A 25,187-nucleotide genomic window follows, 5' to 3' on the forward strand; every position below is an offset into this window, starting at 1 on the left:
CATTTCGATAGCATGAATGGATGGATATCAAGCGCCTCTGCAACCGACTTCACTGTTCGATGCGTCTCATAGCTCCATTCAACCGCTTTTAGTTTGAAGTCTAGTGAATATTGCGCTGTCTTTTTACCCGTTTTATAGGCTGGCATACTGACCTCCTCAGGTCGTCGATGCGTGTCCAGTAAAACGGATCAAGTCCACCCTCACATCCCATCACATGATATTAAAAGATAAATAGCTGATATATATTTATAACTTACCTTCTATCTGATGGTTTTACAAAAGATTACACAGCTATACATAACGTTGACAGAGTTATCAGATAAATTCCTTTAAATTGTCCCTACCAAAAAACTGACAGTTAGGTCATGACGTGAAACCAGGAAAAACCGGTGTTCGCCGAGTCATAGATGCCACTGGGTACTCTATGGTGGGATTAAAATTAGCGTGGAAGTCTGAAGCAGCATTCCGACAAGAATGTGTGATAGCGATTATTCTTATTTTTTCCTCTTTTTTTATTCCAGTGACGCCTGTTGAACGAATTTTAATGATAAGTAGTTTAGGCGTTGTTCTCGTTGTTGAACTCATTAACTCAGCGATTGAAGCGACTGTTGATCGTATCAGTGAAGAATGGCACCCCCTCAGTAAAAAAGCGAAAGATATTGGATCTTCTGCCGTATTTATTTCAATTGTTCTCACCCTGTATGTATGGGTATTGTGTTTGATGAATATAAAATGAAAGAAAGAAAATTTAATGAAGGTAGTGTTAGTGTTGCGATGTTTACTGCACTGTCGGCAATCTATTTTTCCGTTGTTATCAATGCGCCTTTTTATAAAGAATTGAAAGGCATATTTTCATCACTTGACGATGTGAAAGCTGGGTTTATTGTTTCTATTCCTCTGTTCTTGTTCTTTGCGTTAAATATTATTTTTTCGTTTTTCTCCTGGCCACGAATAACTAAACCATTTTTTGCTATTTTAGTGGTGCTCTCGAGTGTGGTGTGTTACGCGGGGTATAATTACGGTATCATGTTTGATACGAATATGATAACCAATATTGTAGAAACCGATACCGGAGAGGCAAGGGCGTATTTAAGTTTTTATGCACTTATCTGGGTGTTAGCCATTGGTGTGACTCCCGCTATCTTTATGATGCGCTGTACTATTCAGCCAGCCGGAAAAATGTGGCTTCCGCTATTACGGGATAAGCTAATATCCATCACCGTATCGTTAATCGCGCTGGCGATTATATTTATTTTTTACTACCAAGATTATGCATCCGTAGGCAGAAATAATAGCTACTTGCGTAAACTCATTATACCGACACAATATGTTTACAGTCTTTCTGGCTATGTAAAAGAGCGGTTTTTTTCCGCTCCCATACCTTATGTAAACGTGGGGGAAGATGCGAAGCAATCAGATTTAGCTCTTCATCATTCAAAAGATAAACCCAACTTGTTAGTCTTTGTCGTTGGTGAAACAGCGCGATCTCAAAATTATCAAGCAAACGGCTATACGAGACCAACGACGCCTTATACCGCTTCTCAGGGTGTCATTTCATTTCTCGATGTGACGTCTTGCGGTACAGCAACAGCTATTTCTGTGCCGTGCATGTTTTCTCTATCACCACGCGAAAGCTTTGACCGGCATCGCGCCGAATACCAGGATAACGCAATAGATATTTTAAAGCGCGCTGGTGTAGATATACTATGGAAAGAAAACGATGGCGGTGATAAGGGCGTAGCTAAAAATGTAAAAAAAATAGAAATTGATAGGCGTAGACAAGATGAACTGTGTAATGGAAGTACGTGCTACGACATGGCCCTAATTGAACACATCAATAACGATATCGATGAAATGCAAGGTAATCGGATAATATTCTTACATCTCATTGGTAGTCATGGTCCAACGTACTTTCAGCGTTACCCTAAAGACATGGCGTATTTTCAGCCTGACTGTGCGCGCTCAGATATCGAAAACTGTGAAAGAGAAACTATCATCAACAGCTACGATAACACCATCCGTTATACGGACTATGTGTTGAGCAAAGTGATTGAAACGCTGAAAGATAAAAGTGATCAGTATAATACCGCGATGATGTACGTCTCTGATCATGGTGAATCACTGGGTGAAAATGGCGTTTACTTACATGGTCTTCCGTATCGCTTTGCCCCTGATTATCAAAAGAAAGTACCGCTAATGGTATGGCTCTCGGATGGTTTTAAGCAAGCCAAGTCTCTCAATGCCTCGTGTTTGCGCGAAAAGGCGATGGAGAAAGACCATTACTCTCACGACAATATTTTTCATTCGTTACTTGGCGTAATGGACATAGAAACGGGCGTCTATCAGCCCGACAACGACATATTTTCTTCATGCCGGATGCAATAGCTGGATGATACATCATCCTTAAATGAGGGCGAGCCTTAATAAGGCTCGCCGATGTGCATGGTTTGGCGTGATGAGCATAGGTTTATCTAAAACGAGTAGGTCACGCCCAGCGCGCCGCCAAGTTGCAACTCTGGGCCGCCGTGGAAGTTAAGCTCTGGATGGACTTGGCCGTAGGCAGTGATCTGCTTGGTGATTTCCCAATCTAATCCTATCGGTAAACGAACGCCATAGTCGTCGTCCCACTCCGCCCAGCCACCGGCGCCTACATACCAATCAACCGGGACATCGGGGTTATCAAAAGTGCCTTGTTGAAAAAGATAATCAAATGCGGTGCCATCATTGCCGAGGGTAAAACGGTATTGATCGTCTATTTCCAGTACAGCGCTTAGTTGTTGATCAACGGCGAGACCCGCCGAGATGCTGGTTTTTTCTTGCGCAAACGCTTGAGTGGTCAGACCAAGTGCGAGCAGGAGACCGAGAGCGATAGGTTTCATAGTGTGCCTTAATACTGCTTTTTCAGATGGCACAGAATGTAGCGGTGTTCGGAGAACAATCTGTCAAGCGTTTGTCAGCGGCATTTAAAAGTTCATACCCTTATGTCAACGTTTGCCCAGAGAAAGCCATTCATAAAAAAGGCGAGCCGAGCGGCTCGCCTTTAACATCACTCTTTCCGCGAGCGGAACGGATTACTCATCCATATAGTTTTCAATGCTAGGGCAAGAACAAATCAAGTTACGGTCGCCGTAGACATTATCGACACGGTTGACCGATGGCCAGTATTTGCTTGCCTTATTATGGGCAGATGGGAAGCAAGCCAACTCACGTGAATAGGCGTGAGACCACTCGTCTGCCATCAGATCCGCTTGGGTGTGAGGCGCATTGACCAATGGGTTGTCTTCCAGCGTCCACTCACCGTCTTGCACCTTGGCAATTTCCTCGCGGATGGCAATCATGGCATCACAAAAGCGATCCAATTCTTCTTGGCTTTCACTTTCGGTCGGCTCAACCATCAGCGTGCCCGCGACCGGGAACGACATGGTCGGCGCGTGGAAGCCATAATCCATCAAGCGTTTAGCGATGTCTTCTTCGCTGATGCCGGATGCCTCTTTGAGAGGACGAATGTCGATAATACATTCGTGCGCAATGCGTCCGTTTTTGCCGCGATAAAGCACAGGGTAGTAGGGACGCAGACGCTCCATCACATAGTTGGCACTGAGAATTGCCAACTCGGTCGCGCGCGTCAGGCCTTGTTCACCCATCATGGCGATGTACGCCCATGAAATAGGAAGAATCGAGGCGCTACCCATAGGTGCAGCCGAGACGGCAAATTCGTCGCCTTGCTCCACATGACCGGGAAGGAAAGGCGCAAGGTGCGATTTCACGCCAATCGGTCCCATACCTGGGCCGCCGCCACCGTGGGGAATACAGAAGGTTTTGTGCAGGTTGAGGTGCGAGACGTCTGAGCCAATGTAGCCCGGCGTTGTCAGCCCCACTTGCGCATTCATGTTGGCGCCATCCAAGTAAACTTGGCCGCCTGCCTCGTGCACCAGCTCGCACACTTGCTGCACGGTTTCTTCGTACACACCATGTGTCGATGGGTAGGTGATCATAATGCACGAGAGCGCATCCCGGTGTTTATCGATCTTGGCTTTCAGATCATCAATGTCGATGTTGCCATCGTCATCACAGCCAACTACAACCACTTTCATTGAGACCATGGCTGCGGAGGCAGGGTTGGTACCGTGGGCGGAGCTTGGGATCAAGCACACGTTGCGGTGACTGTCACCACGGCTTTCATGGTAGCGCTGAATCGCGATTAAGCCCGCATACTCCCCTTGCGCGCCTGAGTTCGGCTGCATGGATATCTCGTCGTAGCCGGTGATTTCACACAGCATGTCACGCAGTGATTTACCCAGTGTTTGATAGCCTTTGGCTTGCTCCAACGGCACAAACGGGTGCAGGGCGCCAAACTCTGGCCAGGTGACAGGGATCATCTCAGCCGCGGCGTTGAGCTTCATGGTACAGCTACCTAGCGGGATCATGCCGTGGGTGAGGGAAAAGTCTTTGTTTTCCAGCGCCTTCATATACCGCATAAGCTTGGTTTCACTGTGATAGCGGTTAAAGACAGGGTGCGTTAGGTACGCGCTACTGCGGCGGCATGTGGCAGGGATCGCGGCAAATTCATCGGCTTCAATGTCGCTCGCCACGGCATCTGCATCGCCTTGACCGGTGAGTGCGGTAAGCAGTTGATTGATTTCTGCCAGTGTGGTCGCTTCATCAAAGCTCGCGCCAAGTTGGCCATCCAGTTTACGCAAGTTAAAACCAGCATCTTGCGCTTGTTGGTACAAGGCATCGGTTTGCTCGCCCGAGTTAAACGTTACGGTATCAAAGAAGCTATCGTGCGCGACGCTCAACCCGGCTGCTTGTACCGATTTGGCGAACAGCGCGGTGAGGTGATGCACGCGGCGAGCAATTTTCTTTAAGCCTTCTGGACCGTGATACACCGCGTAAAAAGCAGCCATGTTGGCCAGCAAGGCTTGAGCGGTACAAATATTGGAAGTCGCTTTTTCACGGCGAATATGTTGCTCACGCGTTTGCATCGCCATGCGCAGGGCTTGGTTGCCTTTGCTATCGACCGATACGCCAATCACTCGGCCAGGCATGGTGCGCTTTAGCTTGTCGCGTGTCGCCATAAAGGCGGCGTGTGGGCCCCCGTAACCCATAGGCACACCAAAGCGTTGTGCCGACCCAATCACTACATCCGCGCCCATTTCACCCGGCGCTTTAAGCAAAGTGAGTGAAAGCAGATCGGTAGCAACCGCGACCAGCGTCTTCTTGCTTTGTGCTTCTGCGATAAGCGCACTGAGATCGCGCACTTCGCCGGTGGTGCCGGGGTATTGGAGTAGGGCGCCAAATACATCGTGCTGATCCAGCTTGTCCGTGTCATCAACAATGATGTCAAAACCTAAGAAGTTGGCACGCGTTTTAATCACATCCAAGGTTTGTGGGTGCACATCGCTGGCAACAAAAAAGGCGTTGCCTTTGTGCTTGCCGCCACGCTTACACAGGGTCATGGCTTCTGCCGCGGCAGTGGCTTCGTCGAGCAGCGACGCGTTGGCCAAATCCATCCCCGTTAAGTCCATCACCATTTGCTGGAAGTTCAGTAAGGATTCTAATCGGCCTTGCGAGATCTCGGGCTGATAAGGCGTGTAAGCGGTATACCAGCCAGGGTTTTCCAGCACATTACGTAAAATAGGCGGTGGGGTATGAGTGTGGTAGTAACCTTGGCCAATCAAGCTACGCTTTATCGTATTTTGCGCAGCAATGTCGCTCAGTTCTGCCAGCATCTGGGTTTCACTTTTCGGCGCGCTCAGATTAAGCGGCTTCGGCAAACGGATATCCGCAGGAACGGTTTCTTCAATCACATGCTCAAGGCTGGTGGCATTGACCGCCGCCAGCATAGCGTCTTGTTGTTTGATATTCGGTCCATTGTGGCGAGCAATAAAATCGTTATCAGCCACTAAGCTATCGAGTAAACGCGTTTTAGTCATGATATTCGTCCTGAATTAGTCGTCGATGGCGGCGGCATAAGCATCTGCATCCATCAGATGATCCAAGTTGGTGTCGTCAGCGAGTTTAATCTTGGCAATCCAGCCGCCCTCAAAAGGTTCGTCATTAACTAACTCTGGGCTGTCTTCTAAATCGTCGTTAATGGCGACAACTTCACCATCAACCGGTGCATAGATATCAGAGGCGGCTTTTACCGATTCCACCAGAGAAAAGCTTTCACCTTTTTCAGTACTGTCACCCACCTCAGGTAGATCGACAAACACGACATCGCCAAGTAGGCCTTGGGCATGATCAGTGATCCCCATGGTGACTGTGCCATCGCCGTTGTCTTTGACCCACTCATGGCTCTCGGAATACTTCAGTGTCGCGTCCATTTGCTACTCTCCTGCTAAATTACGAACTGCTCGATTTATGAGCAATTTACATTGTAAATTGAGGCAAATACTAGTCTACTGCCTCATAATCCTAAGTAATTGATATATGGTTATTTATTGCTATGCCTTTATTGACGATAAAGCGGGAAGCGGGCACATAGCTGTTGCACTTGTTTACGAATCCGCGCTTCAACCTCAGCGTTGCCGTCTGGTTCCTCAACTAAGGCATCTAATACATCGCCAATCCATTCACCGATTTGACGGAATTCTTCGGTGCCGAAACCGCGGCTGGTGCCGGCTGGTGTACCGAGGCGAATACCCGATGTGATCATTGGCTTCTCGGTGTCGAATGGAATACCGTTCTTGTTACAAGTGATCCCCGCGCGCTCGAGTGCTTGTTCGGTTTGGTTGCCTTTTAGACCTTTAGGGCGCAAATCAACCAACATCAGATGAGTGTCGGTGCCGCCCGTGACAATGTCGCAGCCACGCGTTTGTAGAACCTCGGCCAGTACTTTGGCGTTAGCAACCACTTGATCAATATACAATTTAAACTCAGGCTCTAGCGCCTCACCAAATGCCACGGCTTTCGCGGCAATCACGTGCATCAATGGACCGCCTTGTAGACCGGGGAACACGGCCGAGTTGATCTTTTTATTGATGTCTTCGTGATTGGTGAGGATCATGCCACCGCGTGGGCCATGCAGGGTTTTATGCGTGGTGGTGGTGACCACGTGCGCATGCGGCAGTGGCGATGGATGGGCGCCGGTGGCCACTAAACCGGCAATGTGTGCCATATCGATCATCAGATATGCGCCTACTTCATCGGCAATCGCGCGGAAGCGAGCAAAATCAATTGGGCGTGGGACAGCGCTGCCGCCGGCGATGATCATCTTAGGTTGGTGTTCACGCGCAAGAGCCGCGACATCGTCATAATCAATTTCTAGAGTTTCTTGATTAACACCGTATTGCACGGCATTAAACCACTTGCCTGATAACGCAGGGCGTGCCCCGTGAGTAAGGTGGCCTCCGGCATCCAGTGACATACCCAAAATAGTGTCACCAGGTTGCAGCAGTGCCAGCATCACGGCACCGTTGGCTTGCGCGCCAGAGTGCGGTTGCACGTTTACAAACTCGCAGCTAAACAGCTGTTTGGCACGGGCTTGAGCAATGGCTTCGACTTCATCGACATGCTCACAGCCGCCATAATAGCGACGGCCTGGATAGCCTTCTGCGTATTTATTGGTCAAGCAAGTGCCTTGTGCTTGCATCACCGCTTGCGAAACGATGTTTTCTGATGCGATAAGCTCGATTTGCTGTTGTTGGCGTTTGTGTTCGGCTTGCACGGCTGACATCACGGCACCATCGGATTCCGATAAATTGGTGGAGAAAAACTGCTCCAATTCTACATTCGGGTAGCTCGGTTTCATTTCGCTTTCCTTGTTGGCGATGGTGGCTAACAGGCCACAACATTAATCGGGATCACATTGGTAGCGAGGCCACCTTGTGAGGTTTCTTTATATTTGCTCATCATGTCGAGGCCGGTCTCGTGCATGGTTTTAATCACGCTATCGAGTGAGACATGGTGTTGGCCGTCACCACCCATTGCCAACCGAGTCGCGTTAATCGCTTTCACGGCACCCATGGTATTGCGCTCAATGCAAGGGACTTGTACGAGGCCATCTATTGGATCACAAGTGAGGCCGAGGTTATGCTCCATGCCGATTTCTGCCGCGTTTTCAATTTGTTGATTACTTGCGCCCATGGCTGCGGCTAATCCGGCTGCTGCCATCGAACACGCCACGCCAATCTCTCCCTGACAACCGACTTCTGCTGCCGAAATAGAGGCATTGGTCTTGTACAAAGAGCCGATAGCCGCGGAAGTCGCCATAAAGGTGCGGATGCCTTCAGGGTTATTGGGCGATACAAATTTATCGTAATACGCCAGTACTGCAGGGATCACGCCGGCAGCACCATTAGTCGGTGCGGTGACGACTCGGCCACCGGCGGCGTTTTCTTCGTTCACTGCCATGGCAAACAGGTTGACCCAATCATTGGTATCTGTCGGTAATCCATGGGCTTGCTTGTCATGAATGGCCTCGTACATGCCTTTGGCGCGTCGCTTGATGTTCAAACCGCCTGGCAGCACGCCGCCTTGTTGAACCCCGCGATCAATACACTCACGCATCACTTGCCATATATGGTCGAGCCCTTGATTGACGGTTTCATGCGTTGCTGCCGAGTCATGATACTGGGCGCGCGCAATTTCGTTGGTGAACATCAATTCGCTAATACTCATCCCGGTTCGATCACATTGCGCCAGCAGCGTTGCCGCACTATCAAATGGATAAGGTGGCGTGAAATTGGTTGCCAAGGCATCCGTTTCGCCCTCTTCGACCACAAAGCCGCCACCGACAGAGAAATAGGTCTTGCTGGTCAAGCAGTCACCGGTTTTATCATATGCGCTGACAGTCATGCCATTAGGATGCGCGGGGAGAACCTGATCATAATGAAAGGCAATATCTGCCTCCCAATTAAATCGAATATAATGCCGGCCGGCAAAGGGCAGTTCGCCACCATTTTTAACCATATTAGTCATGGTATCGATTTCATCTGATTCGATAGTCGCGGGCATTTCGCCCATCAATCCCATCACGCAAGCGACATCCGTGGCATGTCCTTTTCCGGTCAGCGCCAAAGAGCCGTATAAATCGACATTCACACGATGGATCATATCGAGCGCGAGCGTTTTCGACGCAAATTGCGAAAAGCGTGCGCAGGCAACCATGGGCCCGACAGTGTGTGAGCTTGAAGGCCCCACGCCTATTTTGAACAGGTCAAACATGCTGTGACTCATGGCCTGCCTCCTCGATCAGTAAGGTACGTTTTTATCATTATTTATACTGTCCTACATGCCAACGGGTGTTGCCGACATTGCTTCACGTTACAGCAAACAGTTAAGCGGTGAGATCTCGCGCTTTACCATTAATTTAAACATTTTGTTAACGTACCTAAGCGTTCACTTTTCCGCAAAATAAATTTCCAATAAGAAACCTATGTTGTGATCCTGAAGACAAAACCTCACCTTTTCTCTCTCAATCAATACAGCGCAAACGTTTGCCTTTTTATCTTAAGATAGGGTAAATTGCAAATCCATGTTGATGAAAACATCGCTTTTCGTCAGTGATTACGTGGAACAGTATTCGTGAGTGGATATATAATACATTGATTTTATGATATTTGATTTTAAGCGAGGTGGGGGGGTGATGAAGAGAGCGCGTAGCGTGCCTGTGCCAATTCGCTTGCTATGTCACGTTTATGGCATCACTATTTTCCGATAGGAAACTTTTTTGTTAAAAATGTTAAGGCGTTAAAGCGTCATACTGTGAGATAACCGATAGGGGCGACAATTAGGTGACAACCAATCAATCAACACAGGATGTGTACCCCTCAATGCAGGTAGAACGATCGCAACATGAGGGGGAGGCACGCGAACCCATTGCGCCATTGCGGCTGGGCCCGCGTTTAAAAGCCGTACGGGTTGGGTTAGGGTTAACGCTTGAAGAAGCAAGCCAGCGCACTGGCTTGGCGCGTTCCACGTTGTCCAAAATTGAAAATGAGCAGATATCTCCCACCTTTCAAGCCATGCAAAAACTCGCGCACGGGTTGAACATTGATATCCCGCAGTTATTTGCTCCGCCAAAAAAGCGGCAGGCAACGGGAAGGCGAGATGTGACGTTTGCGGGCCAGGGCAAAGCGCACCCTACCGGCACCTATGAGCATGAATTACTGGCCACACAGTTAAGCAACAAAAAAATGATGCCGTTTAAATCGCGAGTAAGAGCGCGTGCTTTTGAGGATTACAGTGATTGGATCCGACATGACGGCGAAGAATTTTTGCTGGTACTTGAAGGTAGCATTCAATTTTTTTCTGAGTTTTATGAAGCGATTACTCTCAATGAGGGCGATAGCGTGTATTACGACGCCACCATGGGACACATGTTGGCGTCAGTGAGTGACGGCGATGCATTGATCTTATGGGTGACCGCTTCTTAATGACCACACAAACGCCTTGCTTCACGTGGGCATGATGCCCGCAGGCACAATATGGAGAGAATGATGGCAGAGTTACTAACCACCCCGTTACACGGCTTGCACCTTGATATGGGGGCAAAAATGGTTCCCTTTGCGGGCTATGAAATGCCAGTCCAGTATCCGCTAGGGGTGCGCAAAGAGCACTTGCATTGCCGCGAACAGGCGGGATTATTTGATGTTTCTCATATGGGGCAAATTCGCCTCCATGGTGATGACGCCGCGAAAGCGCTCGAAACATTGGTGCCTGTCGATGTCGTCGATTTACCGAAAGGAAAACAACGCTATGCGGTGTTTACCAATGAGCAAGGTGGGATTCTTGATGATCTCATGATTGCGAACTTAGGCGATCACTTGTTCTTGGTGGTCAATGCCGCCTGCAAAGCCCAGGATATTCAGCATTTGCGCGATAATCTTAAAGGGGATGTGACCGTCGATGTTGTTGACGATCGCGCTTTGCTGGCCTTGCAAGGACCAAAAGCGGCCGAGGTGCTGGCGACCTTTAACCCGCAGGTCAGTGAGATGGTCTTTATGGATATTCAGCCTATTGTGGTCAACGGCATTGAGTGTGTGGTGAGTCGCTCAGGTTACACTGGCGAAGATGGGTTTGAGATTTCGGTGCCGGCTGAGCATGCTGCGTCGTTGGCAAAAGCGTTGCTCGATGATGAGGCAGTAGAATGGATTGGCTTAGGTGCGCGGGATTCATTGCGTTTGGAGTGTGGCTTATGCCTGTATGGTCATGATTTGGACACCACCACTACGCCGGTTGAAGCAACCTTAATCTGGGCAATCAGTAAAGTTCGTCGCGCTGATGGTGAGCGCGCAGGTGGCTTTCCCGGTGAGCAAATCATTTTGGATCAAATAGCGACTAAAGCGGTGAGTCGGAAGCGGATTGGTTTAGTCGGTCAAAGCAAAGCGCCGGTCCGTGAAGGAAGTAAACTGTTTGATGCGGACGACAACCAAATTGGCATCGTGACCAGTGGCACCTTTGGCCCTACTAAAGGGATGCCCGTGGCGATGGGTTACCTCCCACCTGAGTTTATTGCCCCCGGCACCGAGGTATACGCTGAAGTGCGTGGCAAGAAATTGCCTATGACGGTCGAAAAAATGCCGTTTGTGCCGCAGCGATATTACCGCGGGTAAATCGGTAGCTTATATAGATGAAGAAGCGCAGTTGGCAGCGACTGCGCTTTTTTATGTTGTTTATTTCAAGTGTTACGCCTCACTCAACTGCTCGACGGCTTCCAGAGCTTGAGAGCCGTAAATCAACGACGGACCACCGCCCATCACAATGGCAACATTAATTGCTTCTACGCATTCTTGCTTAGTCGCGCCGTGCTTTAAAGCGGCGCCGACGTGTGCGCCGATACAGCCATCACAGCGCGCGGCAATTCCGATGCCTAAGGCAATCAATTCTTTGGTTTTTACATCGAGATCGCCTTCTGCCATTGCGGCGCGATGAAGCTGGCCAAATGCAGTCAGTGTCTCGCTGCTGTGTGCTTTAAATTGCTTGTTGAGAGCTAACTGTTGTTGGTTAATCTCTTGGTAGTCTTTTTTACTCATTCCCAATCGCTCCTTATTGTTTAGATTATGCTAATTTATAATCTTTGCATGTAAGATGCAATCAAACTTTGCGAGCTTTATTCACTCTCTTAAAAGCGTAGCTTGTCATTTGTTAAGGAAAAACAGACATCCATATAGAATGAAAGGGGAAACGTAAAAACCACAAAACAAGAACGGCGAGCACATAGGCTCGCCGTTCTATTTTCAGTATGTTTTGCGTATTGCTATACCACTTCTACAAACCCCATCAGACCGGTTTTCATATGCTCAATCACATGGCAGTGATACATCCAACGACCTGGGTTATCCGCCACAAAGGCAGCCTTGGCGTGGCCATTTTTACTTAATAGTACGGTATCAGTATGGAACGGCGTCACAGGCTTGCCATCTATTTCCAGCACCGTGAAGGTGTGGCCGTGCAAATGAATCGGATGATGATACTGGGTCACATTCTTTAAATCGAAAATATAGGTCTTCCCTCGTTCCAGTTTTGCGATTGGCTCAGGAATATTACCTTTGCTCATCCCCTCCCAGGCACGTTTATTCATCAGCCAGAAGTCGTGATTTCCTTTTCCTTGTTTATCCGCAGGGGTAATGGCGCCGGCCCACTCAAACACAAAATGACGAGTTTCGGCATTCACTAAATCTGGTTTTGCAACGGGGTTGAGTGGCAGAGCGGGCAGGGGCTTGTCTGTTAAGGTTGACGGTGTTGTGGTAAAGCTTGTCAACAAGAATGGGAAACGTCCTTTCATGTACATGACTTCGATCTTTCTACCCGCTTTCGGTGCAATCAGGCCGATATCTAGTCGCATCCCTGGGGCGATTTTATGCTCCTCTAACCGTTGAGGCGTTGCGATGGGGTTGCCATCAATGGCGATGATCCAAGCCTCTGCGCCTCGCACTTGAATCGGATAGGTGAGCGTATTATCCACGTTTGCCAAACGTAATCGTGTGGTGGCATTTTCTTGCAGTGTGTATTCAGGGTGGTGAACGCCGTTGACGGTGCCCCACTCGCCGGGAGTGCCCATGCGTGCGCTGTAGCGAGGGATAGCGAGATCTTTCCAGTTGCCTTGACGATCAAGGTGCCAGTGTTTGAGTGCCAGTGTGTGCTCTTCATCAAACACAACCGGCGTGGCTTCCTCGACCACGATGGCACCGACCAGTCCCTTCCCCAGCTGTACCACAGAGTTCATGTGCGGATGGTACCAAAAGGTGCCGGCATCAGGGGGGGTAAAGCGATAGGTAAAGGTTTCGCCCGGTTGGATTGGTGCTTGAGATAAGAAGGGGACACCATCCATTTCTATGGGTATACGCAGTCCGTGCCAATGAATTGTCGTCGGCTCGTGTAAATGATTCGTGAAGTGAATGGTCACTGGCTCGCCTTGCCGACAACGAATAGTGGGCGCTGGGATCTTACCGTTAAACGCCAATACATCGGTTTGATGACCGGGCACGAGTGACGCGAGGCCTGGTTCAGCGCTTAGGTGATATTCCCACTGCCCGGTTTTTCGGGAGGCAGATTTCAGCGAGCAGGCGGGGAGAGTTGAGATAGCAGCCATCGCCACTGTCGATTGTAAAAAACGACGACGAGACCAACTCTGCGTCATCAATCCTTTCTGTCCTTTATGCATACAACGCCCTTTATACTCACAAAAATCATGCGGTATTGTATCGCAAGACCAATAAATGAGAAAGGTTATCAGTTGTATTTGTGAGGCAGTTAAAAGATGCCTATCCAGTCGCTACCTATCTAAGCGGCTGCACATCGTCGAGTTATTGACGATGGAAGGCCTCTAAACCAGGTGATTGATTAATTGCAGGTAATGATTCAAAACCTGGCTTAGCAATGTAGTAGCCTTGGAATAAATCGATACCCAGTTCGGCTAAACAAGCAAGCTCGGCTTCCGTTTCTACGCCCTCGGCAATAATTTGACGGCCAAGTTCGCGGCACATAGCAATGCTATGGCGAACAATGGCCTGTTTCGTGGTGTCCGTATCAATATCGCGCACCAAGGCCATATCTAATTTGACGATATGCGTGTCGATATTGGCGAGAGCTGTTAGCCCTGAATAGCCCGAGCCAAAATCATCAATCGCGGTCAGAAAGCCTTGAGAGCGATAATGGTGAATGATGCGTTGAATGTGTTCGTAATCAAGCACTTCTTCGCCCTCAGTAAACTCGAAGAGGATTTTATCGAGCGGAAACTGGTTATCGCGTGCCGCTTTCAGCGTTGTTTGAATACAACGCTCAGGTTCGTAAACGGCATTAGGCATAAAGTTAATGCTGAGATAACAAGGGATTGCAAGCTCTGCCGCTAATTTGACAGCCTTGATTCGGCAGGTTWGATCAAATTTATACTGATTATCTGCGTTGACATGCTTAAACACACTGCCTGCTCCACTGCCATCAATACCACGCGCCAACGCCTCATAAGCAAACACGGTTGCCGTTGAAAGTTGAATGATCGGTTAAAAAGCCATGGTAAAGGCAAAGGAAAGTGGCTGCGCACTTTTACATGCCTCACATTGTGAACTCGTTGATGCCATAAGCTTATGCCATTAATCAAATAATTAAATTTTTATGTTTATATCAAGATTAATGGAGTTCTCAACAGAATGCGAATTAAATGGCGCAAAGTATGCGAGTAAGCACGGTTTACTGTTGCTTAATGCAGGCTTAATTCATCGTGGTGCCTTAAAACATGGTGCTTTCAAGTAAATATATTCACTGACGTAACCTTAAAGATTATTTATAAGATTAATCAGTAATATACGTAATCTTATGATTTTTTAAAAATAAGTTGGCACCAGATATGCTTAGATTTTAACCGGCAATCGGAAAGTGTCATTGTAATGGCGGCATACTGACCAACAACAATGAATTTTCCGATTATGACCACAAAACACTCAGAATTGGTTTATACCTTAAGTAAGGTGGTTTACGACCAAACCTAAGACGTGCCGGTTTAAAATAGCTGGCCAGTGACAGAGGACGAACGTCATGCTTGCTGAAAAACGGGATGAAATAGACAACCCCCTGATTTGGCCGATACTCAGTATTTTAGAGTCGACACGACAAAGTTGGAAAGTGCATCACCTGCTGGGTGAGTTGCGAAAAGATACCATGATGGCGCAACTCGATGAAGACCCCCATCTTGATCTGTTTAAACGCAATTTCCTGATCATGAACGCCCTATATCAACTTCAAGAAATGTTGCTGCCCCAGCAATGGTTGCAGGTTGAATCCATGGATATTCAATTACAATGGCGTGTGGGAGGTCATGGTTTTGTGGCCAAAGAAATCGATTACCAGGATCCATTACGCGATTACTATATGGACTGGAACAACTATGATGCTAGCCAAGATGATGTCAAAGAATTGCTGTCTTCTTTTTGGAAGCATTACCAGCGCCACATCGGTAATGATACGCCAGGGACTGCGATGCTGGAGCGAAACAAAGCACTTAACGTGTTAGGTTTGGACGAAAATGCGAGCGAACATGAAATTCGTCGCCAGTGGCGGAAGATGGCCCTAAAATGGCATCCGGATCGCCCTGAGGGTGATGCGACAACATTCCGTGAAATGTGTGAAGCGTGGCAGAGCTTAAGGCTTTAACCGGCGGCGAGCGCGCTCACTGAGCCAAGATGCTCGAATCATAGTTAAATAATGAGCAGGGTGAGTGAATATTCACCCTGCTTCGTGTTTTTGAAGCAAGCCTGCGTAATCGCCTGCATGCCATTAAAGCGCGCTTAACGCCTAGGCGTTGTTCAAACTGCGGCTACGCAGTTCAAAAATCAGCTTTTCAGCACTGCATTCAAATTGCATCTTAATCGTCAGTGCGTCGTTTTTAATGTGCTGACTATCAAAGTCATGCTTCACAGCAGGATTAATACTCTTTGCCAGGTCAAGATACTGCTCGAAGCGCGCCGCTATCGCCTCAGGGCTGTTGGCTTGAATGGTGACTTCTGCTACGTCATCGCCCTCTGAGATGATGTAGCCAATCTCAGCACTTACACCGCAAGCATCGCAAGCGTCAGTTTGGTTCTCTTTCATGGTGTTCCCCTACGTAAACGCAGCCAATGACGTCACGTTTAAGACGTGGCTGCAAACCAGTGGTACGATCTTTAGCAAACACATGCCTGTGGCACATTGAGATAGGTCAGGTTTTGATATCTTTTCTGTATTAATGATGGAAAAACTACCGGTGAACCAATCAAAAATAGCATCGAAAAAAAGAAAGGGGTGGTGCTAATCGTATTGTCTTGCGGCGCCCCAGCATAGATTGACGGGGCGCCGGTGAAGCTATAGCAAGTCTTCTTCCCACTGCACGAGCGTGCCTTTTGGCCAGTGAGTGCCAAGATCGTGGTATTCCTGCTCCAGCTTATGGCGACGAATTTTTAAGGTCGGTGTCAGTTTACCGTTCTCAATACTCCATGGTTCTTTAATCATCAACACACCTTTAATTTGCTGGTGTGACTCAAGTTCACCATTGATAGTATCCAGCACTTTTTTTACTCGACGCTCGTAACGAGCGCGATCAAAATGAGGAAAATGGTGTGGGAGCGCAAGTAGAATCGGTGCTGGCATGCCTGAGCCAATTACGCACAACATTTCAGCGTTTGATAATTCAAATAAGCGCTTTTCAATCGGCACAGGGGCGACAAATTTACCTTTGGCGGTTTTGAACGTATCATTTTTGCGTCCTGAGATACTGAGGTAGCCATCGCTGTCGAGCTCCCCTAAATCACCAGTATGCAACCAACCGTCGACCAAGGTTTCCTTGGTTGCTTCTTCATTTTTGTAATAACCGCTAAACAGTCCTTGGCTTTTTACTAAGATTTCTTGGTCGTCTGCGATCTTGATTTCAACCCCTGGGCCGGCATTGCCAACGGTACCAATTTTATCGGCCCGGAAAGGATAATTAATGGTGCTGTAGGCATAACTTTCGGTCATGCCCCATGCTTCGGTGACATTCAAACCAATCTTGCGGTACCACTCCAACAATGCCGGCGCGACAGGGGCGGACCCACAGCCCAATACACGTGCTTGATCCAAGCCTAAGTTTTTAGCGACTTTATTTTTGACGATCGTACTCACTAACGGAATACGGAGCAGTAGGTTCAACTTACCGTCCGGCAGCTTCTCCTGGATTCGCTGTTGAAATAGGGTCCAAAGCCTTGGGACCGAAATAAACAGGGTTGGGCGATGCATTTTGACATCTTCAATGAAAGTATCGAGTGATTCAGGAAATGCCGTCGGGATCCCGCCCATAATGGCTGACCCCATGATGTATACACGCTCGGTAATATGGGCCAGTGGTAGGTAAGAGAACAAACGATCGTCAGGTTCGATACCAATATGATCGATCAACCGTTGCGCAGACCAGCAGTAACCGCCGTAGCTTAACATGGCTCCTTTAGGCGGCCCTGAGGTGCCCGATGTATAAACCAGCGACATGAGATCGCCATCAAGATGAACAGGACGTTCGTCTGACGGTGCGTGGTTGGCGATCAGATCGTGCCATTCGTAATGACAGTTTACGGTAGGATAAGGGAGGGCAATTGTTTTTAGGTTCGGCAGACTTTCTAACGAGGCCGTTAGCGCTTTACTGTCATCTAATTTACCCACAAACATTGCTTTCGATTCGCTGTGGTTGATGACATGATCGATAGTGTCGGTGCCCGCGGTAGGAAATATGGGCACACTGATGTAGCTTCCCATCATCATTGCTAAATCTGCGATAAACCACTCAGCACAGTTTTTTGATATCAGTGCGATTTTGTCACCCGGCTTAAGCCCCATATCGCGGAGCGCTGTTACCATTTTCTGGGCCTGCTCGGCGACCTCGGCAAAGGTATAATCATGAAAGCGGCGCCCGTGGATTTGGCGCAGAAAAACATGGTTTGGGCGCTCATCGGCCCAACGTAAGATCTGATCATGTGGTTTGATATGTGACATTGGACTTCCTCATTGTCGCAACGTGGAGATACGTTAAAACGTTATAATAATGTTAACTTACGGATCCTCGGCCACCATACGCAAGATAATCATTTAAACGACTGTCTAAATTATGACTGATGACACTATTTGCGGTGTTTTTTGCCTGACTTTTCAGTTTTTTCACCCCATTTTCAGGAGCCAATGCCAAAAGCTTGATCAGCCTCCGTATTCACATAAGACGTTTACTGTCAGGCTTTATTGGTGAGTCTGTACTATTTTTACTAAGGGCTAGGCTTTATCGCGAGCCAGACGCAAGTGCGAGCCAAACGGGCGCGCGTTACAGCACTGCGCCAACAGTGGCGATTGACGGGAGAACAGGTTACGTATGCCTAAACGGAGTAAAGCGCAAACGCAACAGACCATTGAGCTCATCCTAGCAGAGGCGAAACACCAATTATTAATGCTTGGCTATGAGGGAATGTCGTATACCACGTTAAGCGAGGCGACCGGCGTATCGCGTACCGGGATTAGTCATCATTTTCCTCGAAAACAAGATTTTATGGTCGCGCTGGAGCCGTTTATCGTCGACAGCTTGCGCATGCCGCTTGATACAACCAGCACCATTAATGCGTTTATGACCAGTTGGATGCAGGCGATGCATGCAAACGGTGACTTCAAAGCCACGCTCAAACTCTGTTTCTATCTACTGATTAGTGGCAAAGCGGACAATGGCGCCGCGTTTAGAATTCTAAAAGCGTTACAAAAAGAGTGTGAGCAGCGTATGCAAACGGATCTCACCGTCGCTTTTTCGCAATTATTAGGTGCGAGCCTGTTACTGTGCCGTCAAAAAAGTGAGGGGCATGCGAAGTAACTGTATAGAGTGTCCGGTCCGATCAGGTTAGCGAGCAGACGCGGCGATAAAATTAACGCCCAACTGACAGACAGAGCTTAACTTTTTTGTTATATTGATCACGCTTTCAAAGCAATACATTTTTTGGAGATAACTATGAACAATACCGACCATCCTCCGAGTCGAAACGGAGAAAAATAGCGACTGTTGGTATTGTCTCTGCCAGTTTACCAGCCGTTGTTGATAGCTGGCCCCACCTGCTTTATTTTTCTCCTCTCGCTCTAACGCATAATGCTGCCTTTTAGGCGCTATACGTTGTTGATGGTCGTTACCTGTTGCCAATCGGGAGATTCGCCATGACGGTAATGAACAACACCTTTGATAACACTGCAACTTTCTCAACCTCCGAGATCGTCGCGGCTCGTAATGCCTTTTTACAATACGAATTAACTCGGCAAGCCGAGCTACTCACCGTAATGCCAATCGAGGAATCGATGGGTGTTCTGCGGCACTGCTCGGTGGCTCATGTTCAACATTTGCTAGATATATTGGGCGAGCAAGGCCATCAGCGGCAAGCGGATGAATATGCGCACCGCCTTGGAGTGATACCACCAAGGACCAACCTGCTTTTGCGTATGATGGAGACACTTCGCGCGCACCGCAAAGTCGTCACGATTATGTCGCTAGTAATGAGCACCATGGGGGTCGTCGGTTACTTGTCATTCTTGTTTTTGCCTAGTTGATGCGCACTTAGCTTGATCTTACGCAGTAAATTGTTGGGCAATTATGCTATCACTATAACGATAGTTGAATTATTCAAAAATATTTTAATAATAGGGTGGCGGCCGCAAGTCGCGATCCCAATTCTGCCAATAAGGTAAACCTATGAGTGATGCACTGGTACTCGTTATAAATTCAGGCAGTTCGTCTTTAAAGTTTGCACTGATGGACGCGCAAACAGGCGATGCTGTGATTTCAGGCGCCGGAGAGTGTTTTGGTCGTGATGACGCATGCATGAGCTGGAAAGTCGACGGTAACAAAACTGGAAAGACATTGAGTGCAGGAAGCGACCACCATCAAGAGGCCATGGACATTATTGTGGGCCTTATCGAAAACAACCAACTCAGTGATAAATTACAAGCTGTTGGGCACCGAGTGGTCCATGGTGGCGAAACCTTCAGTCAGGCGACGCTTATCGATGATGCCGTACTTGCACAGATCGATGCCTTGAAATCCCTGGCGCCACTGCACAACCCCGCTCATGTCGTTGGTATTAATGCCGCGCGTAAAGCTTTCCCTAACCTTCCTCAAGTCGCGGTTTTCGACACAGCATTCCATCAAACCATGCCAGAAAAAGCGTATCACTACGCGATCTCGCGTCAGCTCTATAATGATTATGGCATTCGTCGCTATGGTTTTCATGGCACCAGCCATTATTACGTAAGTCGTGAAGCAGCAAAATGGCTTAATCAAGCGCCTGAACAAACCAACGTCATCACAGTACACCTTGGTAACGGTGCCTCTTTGTGTGCGGTCAAAGACGGTCAAAGTGTCGATACCAGTATGGGCTTTACGCCTTTAGCCGGTTTGATGATGGGCACTCGCTGTGGTGATATCGACCCATCTATTCTAGAGTTTTTATCGAAAAAAGGGCTCAGCATGGATCAAATCCATCATGAGCTGATCGATAAAGCAGGGCTTCTTGGTGTGTCTGAGCTTACTAATGATTGTCGTGGGCTGGTTGAAGCCGCGGAAGAAGGCCACAGAGGTGCGCAACTCGCGCTGGAAATGTTTGCTTATCGCGTTGCGAAATTCATCGCAAGTTACATGGTGCCGTTATCCCGCCTGGATGCGATTGTTTTCACAGGTGGAATTGGCGAAAACTCACTGCCAGTCCGTGAGATGATCCTAAAAGAACTCGCGATTTTCGGTTATCAGTCAGATGCCGACGCCAACGCCGCAGCTCGGTTCGGTGCCGCAGGACAAATCACAACACAAGATTCACCGCTCGCATTGGTGATCCCAACCAACGAAGAGCTGGTGATTGCCCAGCAAGCCATGGCAATGGCCTGATTGTCACGTCTTCTTTGAATACGAAGCGATCCAAGGGGCTCGCTTTTTAATTCATACGCATGAATCAACCCTTCTCAAGCCTAGTGTGATCTTACACTAGGCTTTTTGTCTATAATGATAGACAGTCTGCTCTCGATTTTGGTTTAATACCCGAACAATAAAAGGATTGGTTAGGTATGAAATTGTATAACACGATTAAGGCTTACTTATTTGAAACGTTGGTTTTAGGGGGAGCGCTAGCGCTTGGTATATGGTTAGTGCTGGCCGGGTAGTCAATGAGCCTATACGCCGGTTTAGTACTAGAACGGGCTTTCTTTGCTCAATTCGTTGCAAATCTCGACAATAACAAGAGAAAGCCCCGAGCGGAGGACCTGCTGCTGGCGTTGCAGTTGTAGCTGATAAAACTCAATATCTACATCATCCTCTGGCGCTTCTATATCGCGCTGAATCATACTCATATTGTCGATTTTACGAAGCTTTTTTACCGCATCCAGTACGTTAGGGTCGGTGAAGTGGTAGTCGTCAGCATCATTACTTAGCTGGTTTTTAAGTTTAATAATCTGTTCGATATCGTGATAGGCGTCATCTGACAACACGCCTAGACCAAACAAGAGTTTTAATCGCACTGAAAGATCACCCAGTGGCCCCGTGTCATGCAGCAAAGGCCCCACCACTGATTCTACTGCAAAGTTATCTTTGCGAAAAACCCGCTTGATTAAGCCATCAATAGACGCTTCAAACGTATCGACCGCGGCAACAAAAAAGCCACGCACGGTTGTCGCTTGGTTTAATCGTTCAATGATGTCTGTTTCGTCGAAATTTTCTGCCATAGACTCAATACTGCTTATTGTTATAACGGGGGAGTTAAACTCCCCCTGTGAAGTGCGCGGTTTACAATTGCTGGTACAGGGTGTTGATTGCCTCAATTTCAGGGCTCTCTTCTGCCAAGCCGGTGTATATCGCTAGTGTCTTTCTTACGCCTACCTCAGCCAGTGAAGCTTGAAGTTCTTCAGCTTGTGGGTCGGTGTGATTGGTATATTTCAATGCTGCGGCAATACCTTTTAACAACGCTCGGTTATCCGTGCCATATTCTATTGTACCCAGTAATGGCTTGATAAGCCTATCGTTCTGACTTAGCTTTCGAATAGGCTGGCGGCCAACTCGATCGACCTCATCAACCAAGTAGGGGTTTGAGAAACGCCCCAAAATTTTCTCGATGTACGCTTGGTGAGCGGCGCGGTTAAATCCGTAGCGTTGAATAAGCACTTCGCCGCTTTCCTGCATGGCCTGTTTCACCACGGCATGAATCTGTGGATCGGTAATGGCTTCACGAATGGTACGGTGGCCGCTTAAGCACCCCAAATAAGCAGTGATACAGTGACCTGTATTCAAGGTGAAAAGCTTGCGTTCGACAAACGCCATTAAGTTTTGCGTTTTCTCCATACCGGCGATATCAGGGATCTCGCCTTTGAACTGTTGCTCATCAACAATCCATTCGCTGAAGCTTTCTACCGTAACCTCTAAGGGATCATCGTTCGCCGCTTCCGCGGGCGGTACAATACGATCGACCGCTGAATCGACAAAACCAATCAGTGCCTCTGCTTTTTGATGCAACGCGGGGTCAAGGTGCTTATAGACTTCGCCCTTAAGGTGTGATGTGCCACGGATCATGTTTTCACAGGCAATAATGTTCAGCGGCGCCAAATTGCCCGATTCAAAACGCTTTTCAATCCCGGTGGCTATGGTCTTAGCGATAATATCAAGCACATTGGGACCCACTGCCGTGGTCACTAAATCCGTTTTTACGATTTTATCGATCACATCATCACTTGCCGAATTAACCGCCGTGATATGAGAAACCGTGTCGATATGGCAGTCATTGCCGACCACTTTGACGTTGTAGCTTTGTTTGTGACTGAGTTGATCAATGAGGGGCGCATCAACATCTGCAAAGGTGACCTCGACATTGGCATCCGCGAGTAATTTTCCGATAAAGCCGCGGCCAATATTGCCGGCACCAAAATGAACAGCATTTTTCATAATATTTACCTCAAACTAAAAAAGATGGATATAAGGGACCACCTCAGTGGTCTCCTTATCAGACTGATTAATGGGACGACGTCATATGAGTGACGTTTTCATCACTTAATAGATTGAGGATCTCGTCAATACTGTCGGTACTGGTGAGGGTATCTATTGCATCAGGTTCATCTAGCGCATTAGTGATAGCGGTAATAACTTGGATATGCTCATCGTTTTTGGCGGCAATCCCGATCACCAATTTAGCGATATCGTCTTTATCGTCGGTGAACTGCACACCCGTTGGATACTGGCATACCACGATGCCGGTTTTCTTGACTCCATCTTTCGCTTTGACGGTGCCATGAGGGACGGCGATAGATTCACCGAGGTAAGTTGGAGTTAATGCCTCGCGCTCAAACATGGCGTCGACATAGCTAGGTTCAACGTAACCGAGTTTGACAAGTTGATTGCCGGCAAATTGGATCGCCTGCTCTTTGTTTGTTGCCGTTAAGCCAACATGGATATTTTCACGTTGGAGTTGAAAAGTGGGCGCTGGCGTTGGCTCGAAGCTATCGTCATTCGCGGCAGTATCAGGAACCCTAAGCACTTGCGGATCGTTCGCTGCAGGGTATTTTGCCGCGAGAATTTGGGTGACCAACTGGCCGTAAACCTCACCATCAAGGAAGTTATTAAGTGAAATATGGTGAGCTGATGGGGCGTGAGTACGTGCGCGCTCGGTTAGGTCTTTGTGCGTGATCACAATCTGCGCATCCTCAGGCAAACTATTAACCGCAATATTCGTGACACCAATATCTAGACCGGCGCTTTGCACTTTTTTGCGCAGCAAGCTGGCACCCATGGCACTGGATCCCATACCCGCATCACACGCAACCAAAATATGCTTAACGGATGCAAAATTAACCGTGCCTTTGGGCGCGGATGAGGGAGCGGAGGTATCTGCTTTCGCGCCTGTCTTCATGTCTTTCATTTTCGCAGTCGCTTCATCGAGTGAAGCTTCGTCACTATCGCCCTCTGTGCTTTTTTGCGTTTTCATCAGCAAAGCGGCAACCACAAATGACACACTGGCAGCGGCAATAATTGACGCTAAGACACCAACAACCGATCCTTTTTGCGTCATTAATAGCACGGCAAAGATAGAGCCAGGAGATGCGGGTGACACAATGCCTGCATCAAACACAGTGAGAACGAATACACCTGTCATACCTCCAGCAATGGCTGCAAGGATAAGACGTGGATTCATTAAAATGTAAGGGAAGTAGATCTCGTGAATACCACCGAAGAAGTGAATAATCGATGCACCCCCTGCGGTTTGACGTGCTGTGCCTTTACCAAACACCATGTACGCTAACAAGATGCCCAAACCTGGACCTGGATTCGCTTCAATGAGGAAGAAAATCGACTGGCCTGCTTCTGATGCTTGTTGAATGCCCAGAGGAGAGAAAATGCCGTGGTTGATCGCATTATTCAAAAACAAGATCTTAGCGGGTTCAACAAATACCGACGTCAGCGGTAACAAGTGCGCTGAGACCAAAAATTCAACGCCCGCAGCCAGACCATTGGACAACAGTTTTACGAACGGGCCGATGAGGAAGAAAGCGATAATCGCGCAAAGCATACCGATAATACCGGCAGAGAAGTTATTCACTAACATCTCAAACCCGCTTCTCACTTTGCCATCGATATAAGCATCGAATTTTTTAATGGCCCAGCCGCCGAATGGACCAACTATCATCGCGCCCATAAACATGGGAATGTCAGTCCCGACAATCACCCCCATGGTGGTAATCGCGCCGACAACAGCGCCGCGTTCGCCGCCAACAAGTTTACCGCCGGTGTAGCCGATCAGCAGTGGTAGTAGGTAGGTAATCATGGGGCCGACCATGGCCGCCAATGTCTCATTGGGTACCCAACCGGTCGGAATAAATAGTGCGGTAATAATCCCCCACGCGATGAATGCGCCGATATTGGGCATCACCATATTTGAGAGGAAGCGACCAAAATTCTGTATCTTGATCTTGGTGTCAGATGATATCATAACAATACCCCGTTTGATGTTGTCATTGAACGTGTGTGGTAGAACGGTTCGCCAAAACCGTCTGGCTAGTTAGTACCCAGTCAATTTACCACACATTTTTTCGAGAGAACTGATAACGGGGATTTGTTGACCCACCTCTCACTATTCACGTCGCAACTATATTTTACCCCAACACCTGTCACAAAAATAACATGAAAGTTTAGTACAAAATGAAAAAAACAACATTGTCAATAAAAATCATAATGACCATTATCACATTTTTTG

General features: G+C 48.0%; 21 protein-coding genes and 1 pseudogene. 8 read left to right on the forward strand and 14 right to left on the reverse strand.

All coding sequences use genetic code 11. From position 1 onward, the window contains the following. On the reverse strand, window positions 1-146 hold a 146-nt coding region (locus BZG75_RS13865), incomplete at its 3' end, for a transposase (RefSeq protein WP_158009986.1). Window positions 147-370: 224 nt separating this feature from the next. Between BZG75_RS13865 and BZG75_RS13870 the strand changes: the two genes are divergently transcribed. After that, complete coding sequence (locus tag BZG75_RS13870; protein WP_077460911.1) at window positions 371-736, forward strand: diacylglycerol kinase; 366 nt, start codon at window positions 371-373, stop codon at window positions 734-736. Continuing rightward, window positions 733-2,385: a phosphoethanolamine transferase gene (locus BZG75_RS13875; RefSeq protein WP_077460912.1), complete on the forward strand. Its 1,653-nt coding sequence runs from the start codon at window positions 733-735 to the stop codon at window positions 2,383-2,385. The genes BZG75_RS13870 and BZG75_RS13875 overlap by 4 nt, the downstream gene beginning before the upstream one ends. A gap of 86 nt (window positions 2,386-2,471) precedes the next feature. Here BZG75_RS13875 and BZG75_RS13880 read toward each other — a convergent pair whose 3' ends face one another. From BZG75_RS13880 to BZG75_RS13900, 5 genes are all read right to left on the reverse strand, one after another. Further along, window positions 2,472-2,879, reverse strand: a complete 408-nt coding sequence (locus BZG75_RS13880) for a hypothetical protein (RefSeq protein WP_077460913.1) — start codon at window positions 2,877-2,879, stop codon at window positions 2,472-2,474. Between the two features lie 192 nt (window positions 2,880-3,071). Beyond that, the gene (gene gcvP / locus BZG75_RS13885) at window positions 3,072-5,936 is read right to left on the reverse strand and encodes an aminomethyl-transferring glycine dehydrogenase (RefSeq protein WP_077460914.1); all 2,865 of its coding nucleotides are present in this window, start codon (window positions 5,934-5,936) and stop codon (window positions 3,072-3,074) included. A gap of 15 nt (window positions 5,937-5,951) precedes the next feature. After that, window positions 5,952-6,329 carry a glycine cleavage system protein GcvH gene (gene gcvH, locus BZG75_RS13890; protein ID WP_021022957.1) on the reverse strand — a complete coding sequence of 126 codons (378 nt, stop codon included), beginning with the start codon at window positions 6,327-6,329 and terminating at the stop codon, window positions 5,952-5,954. Window positions 6,330-6,457: 128 nt separating this feature from the next. Further along, on the reverse strand, window positions 6,458-7,756 hold the full coding sequence (locus tag BZG75_RS13895) for a serine hydroxymethyltransferase (protein WP_077577303.1): 1,299 nt from the start codon (window positions 7,754-7,756) through the stop codon (window positions 6,458-6,460). A 26-nt stretch (window positions 7,757-7,782) separates the two neighbouring features. Next, window positions 7,783-9,183, reverse strand: a complete 1,401-nt coding sequence (locus tag BZG75_RS13900) for an L-serine ammonia-lyase (RefSeq protein WP_077577304.1) — start codon at window positions 9,181-9,183, stop codon at window positions 7,783-7,785. Between the two features lie 596 nt (window positions 9,184-9,779). Between BZG75_RS13900 and BZG75_RS13905 the strand changes: the two genes are divergently transcribed. Beyond that, the gene (locus BZG75_RS13905) at window positions 9,780-10,382 is read left to right on the forward strand and encodes a helix-turn-helix domain-containing protein (protein WP_077460917.1); all 603 of its coding nucleotides are present in this window, start codon (window positions 9,780-9,782) and stop codon (window positions 10,380-10,382) included. Window positions 10,383-10,442: 60 nt separating this feature from the next. Then, on the forward strand, window positions 10,443-11,561 hold the full coding sequence (gene gcvT, locus BZG75_RS13910) for a glycine cleavage system aminomethyltransferase GcvT (RefSeq protein WP_077577305.1): 1,119 nt from the start codon (window positions 10,443-10,445) through the stop codon (window positions 11,559-11,561). 72 nt (window positions 11,562-11,633) lie between these two features. Here gcvT and BZG75_RS13915 read toward each other — a convergent pair whose 3' ends face one another. The 3 genes and pseudogenes from BZG75_RS13915 to BZG75_RS13925 all read right to left on the reverse strand — a co-directional run bounded on the left by BZG75_RS13915 (window position 11,634) and on the right by BZG75_RS13925 (window position 14,528). Next, window positions 11,634-11,981: a carboxymuconolactone decarboxylase family protein gene (locus tag BZG75_RS13915; protein WP_077577306.1), complete on the reverse strand. Its 348-nt coding sequence runs from the start codon at window positions 11,979-11,981 to the stop codon at window positions 11,634-11,636. Window positions 11,982-12,205: 224 nt separating this feature from the next. Continuing rightward, complete coding sequence (locus BZG75_RS13920; protein ID WP_077577311.1) at window positions 12,206-13,588, reverse strand: multicopper oxidase family protein; 1,383 nt, start codon at window positions 13,586-13,588, stop codon at window positions 12,206-12,208. Between the two features lie 166 nt (window positions 13,589-13,754). Then, window positions 13,755-14,528: pseudogene (locus BZG75_RS13925) on the reverse strand (EAL domain-containing protein). Window positions 14,529-14,982: 454 nt separating this feature from the next. Here BZG75_RS13925 and BZG75_RS13930 point away from each other — a divergent pair. Then, window positions 14,983-15,597, forward strand: a complete 615-nt coding sequence (locus tag BZG75_RS13930) for a DNA-J related domain-containing protein (RefSeq protein ID WP_021024428.1) — start codon at window positions 14,983-14,985, stop codon at window positions 15,595-15,597. Between the two features lie 141 nt (window positions 15,598-15,738). On the opposite strand, the gene BZG75_RS13935 is transcribed toward BZG75_RS13930, so the two are convergent. Beyond that, window positions 15,739-16,035 (reverse strand): DUF406 family protein, encoded by a 297-nt coding sequence (locus BZG75_RS13935; RefSeq protein ID WP_021024429.1) that lies wholly within the window; start codon window positions 16,033-16,035, stop codon window positions 15,739-15,741. A 249-nt stretch (window positions 16,036-16,284) separates the two neighbouring features. Continuing rightward, on the reverse strand, window positions 16,285-17,940 hold the full coding sequence (locus tag BZG75_RS13940) for an AMP-binding protein (protein ID WP_077577307.1): 1,656 nt from the start codon (window positions 17,938-17,940) through the stop codon (window positions 16,285-16,287). A gap of 367 nt (window positions 17,941-18,307) precedes the next feature. Between BZG75_RS13940 and BZG75_RS13945 the strand changes: the two genes are divergently transcribed. The 3 genes from BZG75_RS13945 to BZG75_RS13955 all read left to right on the forward strand — a co-directional run bounded on the left by BZG75_RS13945 (window position 18,308) and on the right by BZG75_RS13955 (window position 20,845). Then, on the forward strand, window positions 18,308-18,793 hold the full coding sequence (locus tag BZG75_RS13945) for a TetR/AcrR family transcriptional regulator (RefSeq protein ID WP_021024431.1): 486 nt from the start codon (window positions 18,308-18,310) through the stop codon (window positions 18,791-18,793). A gap of 335 nt (window positions 18,794-19,128) precedes the next feature. After that, complete coding sequence (locus tag BZG75_RS13950; protein WP_021024432.1) at window positions 19,129-19,515, forward strand: hypothetical protein; 387 nt, start codon at window positions 19,129-19,131, stop codon at window positions 19,513-19,515. Between the two features lie 142 nt (window positions 19,516-19,657). After that, window positions 19,658-20,845, forward strand: a complete 1,188-nt coding sequence (locus tag BZG75_RS13955; RefSeq protein ID WP_077577308.1) for an acetate kinase — start codon at window positions 19,658-19,660, stop codon at window positions 20,843-20,845. Window positions 20,846-21,144: 299 nt separating this feature from the next. Here the strand turns inward: BZG75_RS13955 and BZG75_RS13960 are convergent, their stop codons facing one another. The 3 genes from BZG75_RS13960 to BZG75_RS13970 form a co-directional block, all read right to left on the reverse strand. Then, window positions 21,145-21,675: an MltR family transcriptional regulator gene (locus tag BZG75_RS13960; protein ID WP_077577309.1), complete on the reverse strand. Its 531-nt coding sequence runs from the start codon at window positions 21,673-21,675 to the stop codon at window positions 21,145-21,147. Between the two features lie 61 nt (window positions 21,676-21,736). Beyond that, on the reverse strand, window positions 21,737-22,885 hold the full coding sequence (locus tag BZG75_RS13965) for a mannitol-1-phosphate 5-dehydrogenase (protein ID WP_021024436.1): 1,149 nt from the start codon (window positions 22,883-22,885) through the stop codon (window positions 21,737-21,739). Window positions 22,886-22,952: 67 nt separating this feature from the next. After that, complete coding sequence (locus BZG75_RS13970) at window positions 22,953-24,923, reverse strand: PTS mannitol transporter subunit IICBA (RefSeq protein WP_077577310.1); 1,971 nt, start codon at window positions 24,921-24,923, stop codon at window positions 22,953-22,955. Between the last annotated feature and the right edge of the window lie 264 nt (window positions 24,924-25,187).

The organism is Salinivibrio sp. AR640, from assembly GCF_001995405.1.
GTDB classification, from domain to species: Bacteria; Pseudomonadota; Gammaproteobacteria; order Enterobacterales; family Vibrionaceae; genus Salinivibrio; species Salinivibrio costicola.

What these genes read in the sequence shown, in the direction of transcription:
- BZG75_RS13875 (WP_077460912.1), top strand. Translation starts at nt 733, where the DNA reads ATGAAAGAAAGAAAATTTAATGAAGGTAGTGTTAGTGTTGCGATGTTT.
- BZG75_RS13880 (WP_077460913.1), bottom strand. Translation starts at nt 2,879, where the DNA reads ATGAAACCTATCGCTCTCGGTCTCCTGCTCGCACTTGGTCTGACCACT.
- gcvP (WP_077460914.1), bottom strand. Translation starts at nt 5,936, where the DNA reads ATGACTAAAACGCGTTTACTCGATAGCTTAGTGGCTGATAACGATTTT.
- gcvH (WP_021022957.1), bottom strand. Translation starts at nt 6,329, where the DNA reads ATGGACGCGACACTGAAGTATTCCGAGAGCCATGAGTGGGTCAAAGAC.
- BZG75_RS13895 (WP_077577303.1), bottom strand. Translation starts at nt 7,756, where the DNA reads ATGAAACCGAGCTACCCGAATGTAGAATTGGAGCAGTTTTTCTCCACC.
- BZG75_RS13900 (WP_077577304.1), bottom strand. Translation starts at nt 9,183, where the DNA reads ATGAGTCACAGCATGTTTGACCTGTTCAAAATAGGCGTGGGGCCTTCA.
- BZG75_RS13905 (WP_077460917.1), top strand. Translation starts at nt 9,780, where the DNA reads ATGCAGGTAGAACGATCGCAACATGAGGGGGAGGCACGCGAACCCATT.
- gcvT (WP_077577305.1), top strand. Translation starts at nt 10,443, where the DNA reads ATGATGGCAGAGTTACTAACCACCCCGTTACACGGCTTGCACCTTGAT.
- BZG75_RS13915 (WP_077577306.1), bottom strand. Translation starts at nt 11,981, where the DNA reads ATGAGTAAAAAAGACTACCAAGAGATTAACCAACAACAGTTAGCTCTC.
- BZG75_RS13920 (WP_077577311.1), bottom strand. Translation starts at nt 13,588, where the DNA reads ATGACGCAGAGTTGGTCTCGTCGTCGTTTTTTACAATCGACAGTGGCG.
- BZG75_RS13930 (WP_021024428.1), top strand. Translation starts at nt 14,983, where the DNA reads ATGCTTGCTGAAAAACGGGATGAAATAGACAACCCCCTGATTTGGCCG.
- BZG75_RS13935 (WP_021024429.1), bottom strand. Translation starts at nt 16,035, where the DNA reads ATGAAAGAGAACCAAACTGACGCTTGCGATGCTTGCGGTGTAAGTGCT.
- BZG75_RS13940 (WP_077577307.1), bottom strand. Translation starts at nt 17,940, where the DNA reads ATGTCACATATCAAACCACATGATCAGATCTTACGTTGGGCCGATGAG.
- BZG75_RS13945 (WP_021024431.1), top strand. Translation starts at nt 18,308, where the DNA reads ATGCCTAAACGGAGTAAAGCGCAAACGCAACAGACCATTGAGCTCATC.
- BZG75_RS13950 (WP_021024432.1), top strand. Translation starts at nt 19,129, where the DNA reads ATGACGGTAATGAACAACACCTTTGATAACACTGCAACTTTCTCAACC.
- BZG75_RS13955 (WP_077577308.1), top strand. Translation starts at nt 19,658, where the DNA reads ATGAGTGATGCACTGGTACTCGTTATAAATTCAGGCAGTTCGTCTTTA.
- BZG75_RS13960 (WP_077577309.1), bottom strand. Translation starts at nt 21,675, where the DNA reads ATGGCAGAAAATTTCGACGAAACAGACATCATTGAACGATTAAACCAA.
- BZG75_RS13965 (WP_021024436.1), bottom strand. Translation starts at nt 22,885, where the DNA reads ATGAAAAATGCTGTTCATTTTGGTGCCGGCAATATTGGCCGCGGCTTT.
- BZG75_RS13970 (WP_077577310.1), bottom strand. Translation starts at nt 24,923, where the DNA reads ATGATATCATCTGACACCAAGATCAAGATACAGAATTTTGGTCGCTTC.